This is a genomic window from Corallococcus sp. AS-1-6, assembly GCF_020037015.1.
Lineage (GTDB): Bacteria > Myxococcota > Myxococcia > Myxococcales > Myxococcaceae > Corallococcus.
In genome coordinates this window covers 63,523-77,684 of record NZ_JAIQDE010000008.1, presented here as the reverse complement: position 1 = coordinate 77,684, position 14,162 = coordinate 63,523, and the positions used below count along the sequence as shown (strand labels likewise).

At 66.9% G+C, this 14,162-nt stretch carries 8 protein-coding genes; 1 reads left to right on the top strand and 7 read right to left on the bottom strand.

The features are described 5' to 3' along the window. Positions 1-13: 13 nt before the first annotated feature. From sppA to K8612_RS13355, 6 genes are all read right to left on the bottom strand, one after another. Positions 14-2,500, bottom strand: a complete 2,487-nt coding sequence (gene sppA / locus K8612_RS13380) for a signal peptide peptidase SppA (protein WP_223762541.1) — start codon at positions 2,498-2,500, stop codon at positions 14-16. Between the two features lie 48 nt (positions 2,501-2,548). Next, positions 2,549-3,757, bottom strand: a complete 1,209-nt coding sequence (locus tag K8612_RS13375) for a PEGA domain-containing protein (RefSeq protein ID WP_223744244.1) — start codon at positions 3,755-3,757, stop codon at positions 2,549-2,551. A gap of 28 nt (positions 3,758-3,785) precedes the next feature. After that, positions 3,786-5,249, bottom strand: a complete 1,464-nt coding sequence (locus K8612_RS13370; RefSeq protein ID WP_223762540.1) for a PEGA domain-containing protein — start codon at positions 5,247-5,249, stop codon at positions 3,786-3,788. A gap of 97 nt (positions 5,250-5,346) precedes the next feature. Further along, entirely contained in the window at positions 5,347-7,278 is a 1,932-nt protein-coding gene (locus K8612_RS13365; protein WP_223762539.1) for a type IIA DNA topoisomerase subunit B, read from the bottom strand. Positions 7,279-7,288: 10 nt separating this feature from the next. After that, a complete protein-coding gene (locus tag K8612_RS13360; protein WP_223762659.1) occupies positions 7,289-9,667 on the bottom strand; it encodes a DNA topoisomerase (ATP-hydrolyzing) subunit A in 2,379 nt (792 codons plus the stop codon). A 288-nt stretch (positions 9,668-9,955) separates the two neighbouring features. Then, positions 9,956-10,669, bottom strand: a complete 714-nt coding sequence (locus K8612_RS13355; RefSeq protein WP_223762538.1) for a hypothetical protein — start codon at positions 10,667-10,669, stop codon at positions 9,956-9,958. A gap of 107 nt (positions 10,670-10,776) precedes the next feature. Here K8612_RS13355 and K8612_RS13350 point away from each other — a divergent pair, with 107 nt between their 5' ends. Next, a complete protein-coding gene (locus K8612_RS13350; RefSeq protein WP_223762537.1) occupies positions 10,777-11,436 on the top strand; it encodes an MBL fold metallo-hydrolase in 660 nt (219 codons plus the stop codon). A gap of 123 nt (positions 11,437-11,559) precedes the next feature. Here the strand turns inward: K8612_RS13350 and K8612_RS13345 are convergent, their stop codons facing one another. Next, positions 11,560-14,127 carry an NACHT domain-containing protein gene (locus K8612_RS13345; RefSeq protein WP_223762536.1) on the bottom strand — a complete coding sequence of 856 codons (2,568 nt, stop codon included), beginning with the start codon at positions 14,125-14,127 and terminating at the stop codon, positions 11,560-11,562. Positions 14,128-14,162 lie beyond the last annotated feature (35 nt).

The window sequence follows — 14,162 nt, the reverse complement described above, 5'->3', positions numbered from 1 at the left end:
CCCTGGGGGCCCTTCAGCGGATGCGCACGCGGAAGGGCATCATGGCCTTCAGGCCGGGGCGCAGGAGCTCGGGCGACCCCAGCCCCACCTCCCGGGCGAGCACGGACAGGGCCTCCGGCGGGCGCTCCGGCAGCGCGGGCAGCAGCACCCCCGCCAGCGCGTGCACGCCGGGCTCGCCGCCCAGCCCGGAGAGGAAGCCGCGCGCGTCCCCCATGACGTCCAGCTCCAGCTCCTCCGAGGGCGCCACCTTCGCGCGCTTGCGCGCCGACGCCACGGCCTCCGGCATGCCGCCCAGCCCGTCCACCAGCCCCCGGGCGAGCGCGTCCGTGCCGCTCCACACGCGGCCTCGGGCCACGGCGTCCACCTTCGCCTTGTCCATCTTCCGGTTGCGGGCGACCTCCGTGATGAACGTGTCGTAGGAGTCGTCCACCCAGGTCTGCACCGCGGCCTGCTGCTCGGGCGTCCACGGCTTCCACCACTCCAGGAGGTCCGCCATGTCGCCGCGCTTGAGCGTCTCCTGGTTCACCCCCAGCTTCGTGCCCAGGCCCTCCAGCGCGGGCTTCGGGTAGAAGACGCCGATGCTGCCCGTCAGCGTGGTGGGCTCCGCCAGGACCTCGTCCGCGGCCACCGCCGCGTAGTAGCCGCCGGAGGCCGCCGCGTCGCCCATGGAGGCGATGACGGGCTTGTGCTTCTTCGCCTCCAGCACCGCGCGGTACATCAGGTCGGACGCAAGCACGTCACCGCCGCCGGAGTCCACGCGCAGGATGATGGCCACCACGGACGGGTCGTCCTGCGCCTCCTCCAGCGCGCGCACCACCGTCTCCGCGCCCGCCAGCCGCGCGAAGCCCAGCGGGTCCTCGCGGCTGCGGCCCCCGGTGATGTCGCCCAGCACCGGCACCACCGCGATGCGGCGGCGCAGGCCCCAGCGGTCCTCGCGCTCGTCGCGCGGCGAGTACGTCGGCCGGAAGCGCAGGCCCGGGAACCACTCCGCCACGCGCGCGTCCAGCTCCGTCGCGGACACCACGCCGTCCAGGAGGCCCGCCGCCTGCGCCCGCTTCGAGGACAGGATGCCCTGGGCCCACGCCGCGCGCAGCCGCTCCGGGGGCAGCTTGCGCCCGGCCTCCACGGCCTTCTCGTAGTGCGCCACCTGGGAGTCCAGGTACGCGTCCAGCGTCTCGCGCTCCGCGGGGCTCATGTCGGAGCGGGTGAACTGCTCCATCGCCGTCTTGTACTCGCCCACGCGCGCCACGTCCCACGTCACGCCCAGCTTCTCCATGGTGCCGCCCAGCGACGTCACCGTGGCGGACAGGCCGTTGATGGGCAGCGACGCCTCCGTCAGCGCGTAGACGCTGTCCGCCGCGGACGCCACCAGGTAGCTGCGGTCATCCCCGGACAGCATCACCACCACGACCTTCTTGCCCGCGTCGCGCAGCTTGAGCAGCGACTGGCGCAGCTCCTCCGCCGTGCCCCAGCCCACGCCGGGCAGGCCCTCCATCTTCACCACCACGCCCTTGAGCCGCTCGTCGCGCGTGGCCAGGTCCAGGAACTTCAGCAGGCGCAGGTACGGGTCCGTCTCGCTCACGCCCAGGAGGGCAAGCGCGGGGCTCACGCCGCCCGCGAGCATGTCGTCCAGATCCAGCAGCGCCACCACGCCGCCGCCGCCGTGCACGGAGCGGTAGCGCTCCGAGGACAGGCGCACCTGCAGCACGTGGTCCAGGCCTTCGCCCGCGCCGCCCGCCGCGTACGTCAGGCCCGCGTGGCCCAGGTCCACCGTGGCCGAGAGCTGGAGCGCCAGGGGGATGCCGCTGACGAAGCCGTGGGACAGGCCGCCGCCCAGCCGCAGGCCGCGCACCACCTCCGCCTGGAGCGTGTACGTGGCCAGGCCCTCCCGGAAGCCGCCCTCCGCGAAGAGCCAGTCCACGCCCAGCGTGTAGCGCTCGTCCAGCGGGCGCAGGCCCAGGCCGAAGTTGTAGCGGCGCGGCAGCTTGAGGCCGTCCTGCTCCGGCGCGTTCAGGTCCCTGGCCACCGCGGCCAGCGACAGGAAGCGGAAGGGGCGCGCGGTGAGGCCCACGTCCCAGCTCGTCAGCCCGCTGATGCGGGAGTCATCCGAGCTGCTGAAGTCGTGCAGCGCGGCGCCGAGCTGCAGCGTGCGGGGCCCCAGCGACAGGCCGAAGGACGTCTTGCGGTAGTCCGGCGCGTTCTCGCCGCGGATCCACTCCAGGGAGAAGCCCGCGCCCAGGCCCAGGACGCGCGTGCCCAGGAAGACGGCGTCGCCCACCGAGTCGGACTGGAGGTTGCGCTCGTGGAGGTAGAAGAGCTGCCCCGCGTCCTGGAAGCCCAGGCCGGCGGGGTTGAGGGACAGGGCGGGCGCTTCGTCGATGAGCGCCGCGTTGGTGGGCGGCAGGGTGACGCCCCGGGGCGGGGCGGGGGCGCGGTCGACGGCGCCCGTCTGGGCAAGCGCGAGGCTGGGGAGGAGGGCGAGCAGCGGCAGGTGGCGCATACGGCCCGGGACTCTAGGTGCGAGCCGTCCCGGGACAAGCGCCGCGTGTCACCAGTCCTCGGTACCCGACACGTCGTCCAGCGGATCATCCCCGGAGTGCTTCTTGACGGACTGTCGGGAGTTGCCACCCCGGTCCTCGGAGCCCCAGTCCTCCGCGCCGCTGCGGTTGTCCAGCGGGTCGCGCCGCTTCTGGACCTGCTCGCCCTCGCTGTTGATGAGCTGGTTGACCACCCGCTCCATCTCCGACTTGAGCTGGCCGTACTCGTCGCCCTGGAGCACCAGCTTGCGCGAGCCCAGGCGCTTGCCGCTCTTCACGTCGAAGAGGCCCACGGACAGCTCCGTGCCGCGCTCCGGGATGACGCGCACGGTGCCCACCATCGCCCGGTCCAGGCTCAACGAGCGGCCCAGCGAGGCGACGGCGTTGGCCGGCTTGTCGCTGGGGCGCGACACGTCCGGAATCACCTTGTCCAACTGCGCGTCGTAGGCCTTGTAGGTGGCCGTGGGGGACAGGGAGGCGACGACGTCCACGTCGTCCGGCGTCACCTCCGCGATCTGCCCGAACTGCCGGAAGCCCGGCCGCTCCATGCGCACCAGGTGCTTACCCACCGGCAGCGTGGGCAGCGTCAGCGGCGTGTAGCCCACCGGCTCCCCGTCCACGTAGACGCGGGCGCCCGCGGGCCGGGACTTGAAGGTGGCGCTGCCGCGCAACTGCGAGGGGCGGCTCGTCGCCACCTGCACGCGCAGGCTGATGAACTCCCGGCTGAAGCGCTTGGGGTTCAATTCGAACGTGGGGTTGAGCGCCATCAGGTCGATGAGCAGCAGCTTCGCCTCCTCCACGTCGCCCCGGAGCTGGAGGATGGCGCCGTGCAGCGCCAGCGCGTCGCACAGCGGGAAGCAGGACGTCATCGCCGCGACGGAGCCGTCCAGCTCCTTGAGGGTGGCGCGCACCTTGCGCTCCGCGTCCTCGTACTCGCGCGCCTCGAAGGCCTTGACGCTCTCCTCGTAGCCCTTCTTCGCGCGCTGGAACGACGCCTGCGCGGCCGGGTCGTCCGGCAGGCCGAAGAGGTCGCGCGGCTTGCGCACGGAGTAGCTGGCGAAGTTTCCGAGCGCGTCGTTCATGTAGCTCTCCATCTGCACCCCCGAGGACTCGGACGACGGGTCCATGGGGATGAGCAGCGCGGAGATGCGGCCCGGTTGGGACGAGGCGGACAGCGCCAGGGCGGGCAGCAGCACGAGCGCGAGCGGAAGGGCTTTCATGAGGAGTCCTGTGCGCTTGACGCCCAAGCTAGAAGGAAATTCCACCGGGCAGACCGTTGACCGGGTTGAAGCCAGCGCCGCGGTCCGTGGTGGCCACGTACACCACGCCCGCCGTCACGGCCGCCACGCCCGCCGCAGCGGCCCAGAACCAGGGCTTGCGCAGCACGGAGTCGCTGGCCACGAGCGGATCCTTCGACTCCGAGCGGCCCTGGGGCAGCGCCGCGCCGGTGAGGAAGGTGTGCACCTGGTCCGCGGCGAAGTCCGCGCTGCCCTTGCCCTCGCGCTTGCCGAAGTCCACCTCCACGCCGCGCAGGCGGTTCTTGGTGCGCACGTCCCACGCCTGCACCTCGCCGTGCAGCCGGCCCTTCTTGTCCTGGAACGTGGCCGCCAGCACCACGTAGCGCGCGTTGAGCCGCTCGGCGATGGCGCCCACCTCAGGCGGCGTGCCGTCCGCGTCGAAGGCGGCCTCCGTGCCGGCCTTCGCCGCCGCGTCCCGCAGCGCGGACAGGCCCGGCGCGGAGCCGAGCTTCGTCTTCACCTCCGTGGGGGCGGACGGCTTCACCTCCACGTACGTCGCGAACGGGGCGTAGCCCGGCAGCACCACCTGCACGGGGTAGTGGCCCGGGGCCAGCTTCGCGCCCGCCAGCGGCGTCGTGCCCACGTCGCGGCCGCGCACCAGCACGCGCGCGCCCTGGGGCTGGGTGTTCACCACCAGCGTGCCCTGCGGCTGCGCGTTCAGCTCGCCCTGCGCCTCGGAGAACACCCGCTGCACGTCCTGGCCGAAGAGGGCCGCGTCCGGGCGCAGCGACGGCTCCGCGAGCAGCGCGTTCGTGAAGGCCGCCTTCGCGCCCGCCACGTCGCCGTTGAGGAGCTGGGACGCGCCCTGGAAGAGGTACGTCTCACCCAGCTTCTCCGGGCGCAGGTCGCCGGGGCGCTGCACGTAGGCCTCCGCGGCCGCCTTGAACTTCACCGCCGCGGCGTCCGGGTCCAGGTTGTCGTACGCGGCGCGGCCCTCGTCGAAGAGGGCGTCCGCCTTGGGGTTGCCCTGGGGCTCCGGGGGCGGGAAGGCGGTGGCCAGGTCCACGAACTGCACGTCGCCCGCGCTGCCCAGCCGCCGGGTGAGGGTGTCCTCCAGCTTCGCCGCGGAGTCCGTCGCGGCCGACTGGCGGGCCACGCCGAAGATGGCCACCGCGCTGGACGGCGCCGCGCGCTCCGCCGGGGCCGGGACGTCCGCCAGCTTCTTCGGCGCGGCGGGCGTGGCCGGGGTGACGGGCGCCGGGGTGGCGGCCCTGGGCGCCACCGGCGCGTCCGACCCGGGGGGCGCTTCGTCCGGCGGGGTGAAGGTGTCCTCGGGGATGGCCGCGGGGACCTTCTTGGTGGCGGCGGGGCGCTTCTTCTTCGCGGCGGACTTCCGCTTGGTGGCGGCGTCGGCGGCGGGAGCGCTCAGCACGCAGGCGAGCGCGACAGTCAGGGCAAGGCGGGTGGTGTTCACGATTCGGCGGATGCTAGCCGACCGGCGGGGCGGAAGACCAATGCCCACCCGGGACGGAAACAGCGCCCATCCCGGGTGTGCGGGGACTCCCGTTTTCTCAGACGTCCAGCTCCTGGACCTCACCGGCCTGCTCGGTGATGAACTTGTAACGCGCCGAGACGTCCTTCCCCATCAGGTCGTTGATGATGCGGTCGGTCTCCAGCGCGTTGTCGATGGTGACGCGCAGGCTGATGCGGTTTCGCGCGTCGAGCGTCGTCTGCTTCAGCTCGTCGGCCGTCATCTCGCCCAGACCCTTGAAGCGCATGATGTTGGGCTTGGCGTTGCCCTTGGCCTTCTCGCGGATGATGCGGTCGCGGTCCGGCTCGTCCAGGGCCCAGTACGTCTCCTTGCCGATGTCCACCCGGTACAGCGGCGGCTGGGCGATGTGCACGGCGCCCGCTTCAATCAGGGGCCGCAGGTGCCGGTAGAAGAACGTGAGCAGCAGCGTGGCGATGTGGTGGCCGTCGCTGTCCGCGTCCATCAGCAGGAAGACGCGGCCGTATCGCAGCTTCGTGATGTCGAAGTCGGACCCGATGCCGCAGCCCAGCGCGCTGACGATGTCCTGGAGCTCCTTGTTGGTGGCCACCTTGTCGGTGGACGCCTGCTCCGCGTTGAGCACCTTGCCGCGCAGGGGGAGGATGGCCTGGGTGCGCCGGTCGCGGCCCTGCTTGGCGGAGCCGCCCGCGGAGTCACCTTCCACGATGAACAGCTCGCTGGACGCAGGGTCCGTGGACGAGCAGTCCGCGAGCTTGCCGGGGAGGTTCAGCCGGTGGCTCACCGCGGACTTGCGGCTGATGGCGGCGGAGGCCGCGCGGGAGGCCTCGCGCGCGCGGGCGGCCAGGATGATGCGCGCCAGCAGCGCCTCCGCGATGGACTTGTTGTCGTTGAACCACTTCTCCAGCGCCGGGCGCACGGCGCCGTCCACCTGCGCCGTCGTCTCCGGGTTGTTGAGGCGGCCCTTCGTCTGCCCCTGGAACTGGGGCTCCACCACGTACACGGAGAGGATGGCGGTGATGCCCTCGCGGATGTCCTCCGCGGTGAGCGTCACGCCCTTGGGCGTCAGGCCGTGCGTCTCGATGTAGTTGCGCATCGCCTTGACGATGGCGGCCCTCAGGCCCGCCTCGTGCGTGCCGCCCAGGTTCGTGGGGATGCCGTTGACGTACGAGCGGATGTGCTCGTCCGTGGCCTCCGTCCACGCCAGCGCCACCTCCAGGCGGACCTCGTTGTCGCGCGAGTAGTAGAACGGCGCGCCGCCCACGGGGACGATGGGCTTCTGGCGCTCCGACACGACCTTGGTGAGGTACTCGGCGATGCCGCCGTCGTGCTTGAACGTCTCCGACACGGCGGGCGTGGCGGTCTCGTCCTTCCAGACGACCGTCATCCCCTTGTGCAGGTAGCTCTTCGCCTCCAGGCGCTCGCGCACCAGGGCCGCGTCGAACTTCTGCTTCTCCCCGAAGATTTCGGGGTCCGGCTCGAAGGTGATGGACGTGCCGGTGCCGCGCGCCGGGCCCTCCACCTTGAGGGCGCTGGTCGCCTTGCCGCGCGCGTACGACTGCACGTGGCGCTTGCCGTCCTTCTTGATTTCGATGAGCAGCTTGCTGGTGAGCGCGTTCACCACGGAGCTGCCCACGCCGTGCAGACCGCCCGAGTGGATGTAGTTGCCCTGCTCGAACTTGCCGCCCGCGTGCAGCGTCGTGAGGATGACCTCCACGGCGGGCTTCTTGTGCTTGGGCATCATGTCCACGGGGATGCCGCGCCCGTTGTCCACGACGGTGATGGACCTGCCGCCCTTGTGCAGCGTGACTTCAATCAGGGACGCGTAGCCGTTGATGACCTCGTCCACCGAGTTGTCGACGATCTCCCAGAGGAGGTGGTGGTAGCCCGTGCTGTCGGTGCCACCGATGTACATGGCCGGGCGCTTGCGCACCGGCTCCAGGCCTTCCAGGACCTGGATGTCCGCGCCTGTGTAGCTTTCCTTCTTGGTCGCCATGGCCTTCCCGCTACTCCTTCTTCTCCGGCAGCGGCACGAAGGTGACGGGACGCGCCACCTCCTTCACCGTGTCGCGCTTGGACATCTCATGGCCCTTGCCGCCGCGGCCCGTCACGCTGAACTTCGCCGGGGACAGGTGCAGCTTGCGGCCCTTCTGCGTCTCGAACTCCAGCGTGGCGTCCTTCTGACTGGCGGGCGCCGCGAGGAAGTCCACCACCTTGTCCCCGTCATCCACCTTGATGACCTGGACGCCCTTGCCGGGGCCTGCCAGCTCGTTCACCTCGGCCACCTTGCAGACCAGGGCGTTTGTTTTTTCCGTGAGGACGGCGAGCAGGTCCTTGTCGCCCACCGGCTGCGTGCCGATGATTTCATCGCCCTCGCCCGTCTTCGCGTAGCGGCGGCCGGCGCGGGTGGAGACCTCCGTGTGCGGCGCCAAGAGGAAGCGCAGGCCCAGGCCCTGGCGCGTCACCGCCACCAGCTTCTCCGGCTGGGGCAGGCGGGCATCCTGGGACAGGGCGCCCACCACGCGCTCGCCGTCGTCGAACTTGAAGAGCTTCTGCACCGGGTCGCCGTAGCCGGTGGAGGCCGGCACGTCGTTGAAGCGGGTGACGTAGGCGGTGCCGAAGTTGCTGAACAGCACCAGGTTCGCCTTCAGGCTGCCGGCGAGCACCGCCATCACCGCGTCGCCTTCACGCAGGCGGGTGGTGGACGGGTCCTTCACCTCGCGCACGCGCTTGATCCACCCGTCGCGGGTGATGACGACGTGGGCGTCCTCGTCCGCGATGAACGCCTCCGCGGAGAACTCCACCTCCTCCGCGCCCGCGCCGCCAATGCGCGTGCGGCGCTTGTCGGTGTACGCGGCCTTGAGGCCGGTCAGCTCCTCCTGGATGACGTTCCAGCGCTTCTTCGCGTCCTTGAGGATGCCCTCGATGCGCTTGATCTCCGCGCGCTTCTCCTTGAGCTCCTTCTGGACGATGAGGATCTCCAGGCGGGCCAGCTTGTAGAGGCGCATCTCCAGGATGGCGTCCACCTGGAGCTCGTCCAGCTTGAAGCGCGTCATCAGCTTCTGGGCGGCGTCCTGCTTGCCCTCCGACTGGCGGATGATCCGGATGATCTCATCCAGCGCGTCGTAGGCCTTCTCGAAGCCCTCCAGGATGTGGACGCGCCGCTTGAGCTCCGCCAGCTCGTGCTCGAAGCGCTTCGTCACGACCTCCAGGCGGAAGTCGAGGAAGTAGCGGAGCATGGACTTGAGGTCCAGGCGCTTGGGCGTGCCGACGTCCGGGTTCTCCGAGGGGACGAGGCAGGTGAGGTTCACGCCGAAGTTCGTCTGCAGGGGCGTGTGCTTGTAGAGGTACGCCATCACCAGCTCGGGGTTGGCGTCCTTCTTGACCTCCAGCACGATGCGCACGTCCGTGGTGGACTCGTCGCGCACGTCGGTGATGAGCGGCAGCTTGCGGTCGCGCACCAGCTCGCCAATCTTCGCGACGAGCGTGGACTTGTTCACCGTGTACGGGATGGAGGTGACGACGATCATCTGACCGCCGCGCTTCAGCTCCTCCAGCTTGTACTCGCCGCGGATGCGGACGGAGCCCTGGCCCGTCTCGTAGATGTCGCGCAGCTCCTTCTTGTCGTTGAGGATCTGCCCGCCGGTGGGGAAGTCCGGCCCCTTGATGTACTTGAGCAGGTCCTTGGTCTGCAGCTCCGGGTCGTTGATGAGCGCCAGGAGCGCGTCCACCAGCTCGCCCAGGTGGTGGGGCGGGATGTTGGTGGCCATGCCCACCGCGATGCCGGTGGTGCCGTTCATCAACAACTGCGGCACGCGCGCCGGGATGACGACGGGCTCGTCGCGGGTGCCGTCGTAGTTGGGGCGGAAGCGGACCGTCTTGCTGTCCAGCTCACCCAGCAGCTCCGTGGCCAGCTTCTCCAGGCGGCACTCGGTGTAGCGGTAGGCGGCGGCGGAGTCGCCGTCCAGCGAGCCGAAGTTGCCGTGGCCGTCCACCAGCGGGTAGCGCAGGGAGAAGTCCTGCGCCATGCGCACCAGCGCGTCGTAGATGGCCGTGTCGCCGTGCGGGTGGTAGCGGCCCATGATGGCGCCCACGACCTGCGCGCACTTCTGGTACTTCGTGTCGAACGACAGGTTCAGGTCGTTCCACATGCCGTAGAGGATGCGGCGCTGCACCGGCTTGAGGCCGTCCCGCACGTCGGGCAGGGCGCGCGAGGTGATGACCGACAGGGCGTAGTTGAGGTACCGGCGGCGCGCTTCCTCGGCCAGGCCCGCGGGCAGGCTGTCCCCACCACCGGCGCCGGACCCGCCGCCGCCTCCCTTCCCTCCGCCCCCTGCCGGGCCTCCCTGCTTCTTGCGCGACTTCGTTTCGGCTTCTGCGAGCATGGTCATGGAATCCAGATGGGTGTCACACGGGCCCGCCGGCAGGGCGTGACGCGCCGCGCGGGCGTGAAGCCGTGCGCGCCGCGACTACCAGTCGGGTCGGACCCTCGACGTCAGATGGGCGGGACTACCATGGGCCCCTGACATTGAGAACGAATTCGGGTGGTTGCGTCGGCTCCAGCCCGGAACTTCTGCACGTCCGTACAGTCCTGTGCCTGCTTGAAACCCACCGCCAACCCCCCGGAATTCCGAGGGGAGCGGGGGCCGGGGCTGGCTGGCGGGCTGCTGGGACTAGCCGTTGTCGCCGGAGGGGGTGGCGCGGGGCTTCTTGCCCTCCGCGTCCGGGGCGCGGCCCCAGCCGCTGCCGCGCTTGAAGATCTGCACGCCCCGGCCGGAGCTGCCGCCGGCCATGCCGTTGATGGTGGCGGTGAGGGCCTTGCTCCCCGGCGGGTGGTAGATGACGCGCACCTTGCGGGCGGAGGGCAGGAGCGCGCTGGTGGCGTCCACCAGCAGGTAGACGGTGGTGCCGTCCGTCTGGATGCGCTCCGGGTCCTGCCGGTTGTTGAGGTCCGCGAGCAGCTCGCCCGCGTCCGCGCTGGTGGCGTCCGAGCCCAGTTGGCGGATCTTCACCCGCAGGGCCACCTCCGGGGGCGCGTCCTGGCGCCTGTACTCCCGCACGCCCTGGATGACGACCGCCAGGTCGGCGCCGTTCTCCGGGGCCTTGGTGGCGGGCAGGTGGAGGCCGGACTGGACGCTGGAGTCGGTGTCCAGGAAGAGGGTGACGTTGGCGCAGCGCTGCTTGCACTCCTCGCCGAAGGGGTCCTTGTTGAACTTCAGGCGCATGGCGAAGTCGCTGCCCTGGGGCCCGATGGTGGCATCCACGATGACGGGGCGCTCATCGTCCGCGGACGGCTTGTAGCGGAACGTGGAGGCGCTCCGCCCCGCGGCGGAGGCGGTCGCGCTGGCCAGCAACGAGCAGACGAGCAGGGTGGGCAGGCGCTTCACGGACGGAGACCTCCTGACGGCGTGGGGCATCGAAAAAGTGGCATTCAAAGGGAACTGGCCCCGGCGCGGCAAGCCTGGGGCGTAGAGTGGCCGTCTGGAGGACAACCATGCCCACGCCGTACGTACGTCAGCTCAAGCTCGGACCGATGGACAACTTCGTCTACCTCGTGGGTCCCCAGGACGGCCCGGAGGTGGTGGTGGTGGATCCGGCGTGGGACGTGCCGGCCATCGAGGCGGCGGCGGCGCAGGACGGCAAGCGCGTGGTGGGCGCGTTCGTGTCGCACTGCCACGGCGACCACATCAACGGCCTGGAGGAGCTGCTGTCCCGCCATGACGTCCCGGTGTTCGCGCAGGCGGAGGAGGTCGCCTTCTCCAGCGACCTGCGCAAGCGGGGGGGGGACGCGCTCAAGCTCCTGAAGGCGGGCGACGCGGTGACGGTGGGCGCGCGCACCTTCCACGCGCTGCACACGCCCGGGCACACGCCGGGGTCGCACTGCCTGCTGGCGGAGGACGCGCTCGTGTCCGGGGACACCGTCTTCATCAACGGGTGCGGCCGGTGCGACTTCCCGGGCGGCAACCCGGAGGACATGTACCGCTCGCTGTCGCAGGTGCTGGCGAAGGTGCCGGACACCGCGCGGCTGTACCCCGGGCATGACTACGCGGACGTGCCGGTGGACCGGATGGAGGCCATCCGGCAGAAGAACCCGTACTTCGGCTTCCCGGACATGGCGTCCTTCGTGGCCTTCCGGATGCGCCCGCGCAAGTAGGGCAGTAGATGGGGTCACCAAATGACAGGGCAGCCCATCTTGATGTCTATGGGCTGCTCAATCAATGCGCCACGGAGATTGACAAAATTCGATCGGTCGCACTCTGTTGGTTGTCTTGAGTCCTCAAACCAGTCGATTGTCTCTTAGGAAGTTCGCCAGCTCGTTAGACAGCTCGCGCCGCTCGAAGAGCAATGTAAAGACATCGCGACCTCGTTCCGTTGCTACGACCTGCTCTGTTCTTCCCTTGGAGGGCTCAACGAGGCCAGTGTTTTCGAGGTATTTGATGAATTGGCTAGCGAACTTGGGGTTTTGGCGCGCAGCGCCACGCTGTTCAAGGCCTCGCTTCTGACGAGCTCCTTCGGTGAGCTTGCGACAAATCTTTTCAATTATTGGGAAGCCTGGATGGTTTTGGAAGACATAATAGGATGGTACTTCGTCAGTGGTGGCGCCAGCGAAGTTTAAATAGCCAATGCTTGCAAGTCCTTCCAGTCTGCGCGGGGTGGTTGATACAGGATCGACAAGAATTGTTGAGCTCTTGTCGGCGCCGCGGAAGTCGGCTCCGACGAGAATTGTCCCAGTGAAATCCACGTCGATCAGGAGGCTGTCGTTAAAGCGTGCTCCGAGTAGGCTTGCATTGGAGAAGTTGGTGTTTTCGAGAATGGCGTTTGAGAAATTGGATCCGGCGGCTACGCAGGAGGAGAAGTCAACATCCGACAGGGTGCTGGCTGAGAAGTCTATGCCGTTGAGCGTAGATGGCCTGTTTTCTGAGGAAAGTTTGAGACGTGAAACGCTTATTGTGTCCATGCGCAAATTGCCGCCAGCGAGAGATGTAAGGCACTCGCGAACGGGCTCTGGCGATGTCGCAAAGAGCCGTAGCGCCCCATCCCATAGTAGTGACAATATTTGGCCAATGCCGGGTTGGTTTTCACGGTGCGCCCAGCGCGCGGTCAGTTTTGAAAAAAGGTGCTCGATGTCCTTGGAGTCACGCGAGGCAGTGAAAACTCGCATTGGATCTGAAACGGGAACTTGCTCTGGGGCTAGTTCGTCCTTCTCAAGGCAGTCGAGTAGGTACTCGGTAAGTAGGAACTCGCGAAGAGAGTTGTGTGAGAATCTGAACCCAGTGCGGGTTGGGTCGGAGGATCTCGTTAGCGTGGCGGAGCTGCGAAGGTCTGTGTAATATTTCTGAACCTCCTCCTCGCGGTCTGATTGCGTCAAGCGCAATTCAGCTTTGAATTCTCTCCTGATGAGAGATTGGAATTCTTCCTCTCCTATGATGGGATTGTCTCTTTTGGAGAGCCACACACTTAGATTGCGCAAAAAACTTCTGCGCTTGGCGGGCAGGACGTGATGGGAGCGTCTGAAGTCTCTCATCATGAGTTGTTCAACGATTAGTCTGTAGACTGCCCACTCTGATAGTGGGGCATCGCCGCCACCGCGGGGATGCTCTTTGAGTGATTCGACAACATCTAGAAGATAGCTAATGATTACGGGCTTGCCAGATAGTGAGATGGCGCCAGCGTCCTCTGAACTTCGTTGGATGCGTCCCAGCAGGTTCAATACGGCATCTCTTCCTTCGTTGTCGTTCTTGAGAACCCGCTTGACGAGCGATTCGGTTTGTTCGGGAGACAAGTCTTTGAGTGTTCGCTCGTACCTTTCGAGGAATTGAGACAGAAGCAGTTGGTCGAGTTCTTTTTCCCGCGCTACGACGTCCTTGTCGATGCCTGTTAGATAAAAGGAGCCGGTATTTAGTGAAGAGTAGAGAATCTCAAAAACCTGTAGTTCTTCAGCTTCAGAGAAATAGTTGGGGCGGCTCGTCAAAATGCCTTTGGCTCCATCGGAAGCCAACTGTGCCAAAGCTTCTAGGCAGACGCGTCGTTCCCTGGCATGCATATACTGGGCCATTTCATCATAGCCATCTAGCAGTAGTACGATTCGCCCAGCTCGAATTAGAGTGAAAACAAAATCTAGTGGTACGTGCCCAAGTCCATTGTGATCAAGAAAGTGATGGAGGAGTCCCCGGGCGTCAAACTGGCGAGTGAACTCTCGTAATTCAATTCTGAATGGAATTGGAAGCGATGGATTCTTTTGGTATTCTTGAGTCCATCGGTATTGAAGGATTTTTGTGAGGGCTGTCTTGCCGGTTCCGTATTCGCCGACGATGACTAGCCATCTCTTTTCTAAAGCCGTGGTGGAACGCCATTTACTTAAGAAATTTGTTGCCTGCTCGTTTCCGACCTTGTCGAAGAATGAAGGCTCTTCGTATACGGCATCAAGGTCGCGCAACTGTCTTGCGGAGGGTCCAGTTGAAAGTACGTTTTTGATGTATGGGTCGAATCTTTCGAATTTGGCAAACAGTTCGTCGTATGTGAGTGTTTCAATGCGGCTGTCTTTGGCTCGTTCTTTAACCGGGAGCGAGAAACTTCTGGCTGAGACGATTAGTCTCCGTGCGCCAGGATCGATCTCGCGGATTAAGGCGAATTTCCCCGCATCCTTTCCGTATTTTTCATTGTCAACATGTTCGATAGTTGCTTCGATGTATATCGGCGTGCCGAATGGGTCGGATTTGGGCCTAGCGACTAGATCGACTTCCGCTCCTCTGAGTTGTACTGGTCCTTCTACGTCATAATTGTTTAGCTGGAAGAGAAGGCGAATTGCTGCTGGTAGAGATTCGGCAGTGAATTCATTTGGCATTTTGGTCCTATTGCTGTGTGTGCTTTTGCTGTTGG

Excerpts from the sequence above, each read along its gene's own strand:
- K8612_RS13360 (WP_223762659.1), bottom strand. The coding sequence starts at position 9,667 with ATGCTCGCAGAAGCCGAAACGAAGTCGCGCAAGAAGCAGGGAGGCCCG.
- sppA (WP_223762541.1), bottom strand. The coding sequence starts at position 2,500 with ATGCGCCACCTGCCGCTGCTCGCCCTCCTCCCCAGCCTCGCGCTTGCC.
- K8612_RS13365 (WP_223762539.1), bottom strand. The coding sequence starts at position 7,278 with ATGGCGACCAAGAAGGAAAGCTACACAGGCGCGGACATCCAGGTCCTG.
- K8612_RS13350 (WP_223762537.1), top strand. The coding sequence starts at position 10,777 with ATGCCCACGCCGTACGTACGTCAGCTCAAGCTCGGACCGATGGACAAC.
- K8612_RS13375 (WP_223744244.1), bottom strand. The coding sequence starts at position 3,757 with ATGAAAGCCCTTCCGCTCGCGCTCGTGCTGCTGCCCGCCCTGGCGCTG.
- K8612_RS13345 (WP_223762536.1), bottom strand. The coding sequence starts at position 14,127 with ATGCCAAATGAATTCACTGCCGAATCTCTACCAGCAGCAATTCGCCTT.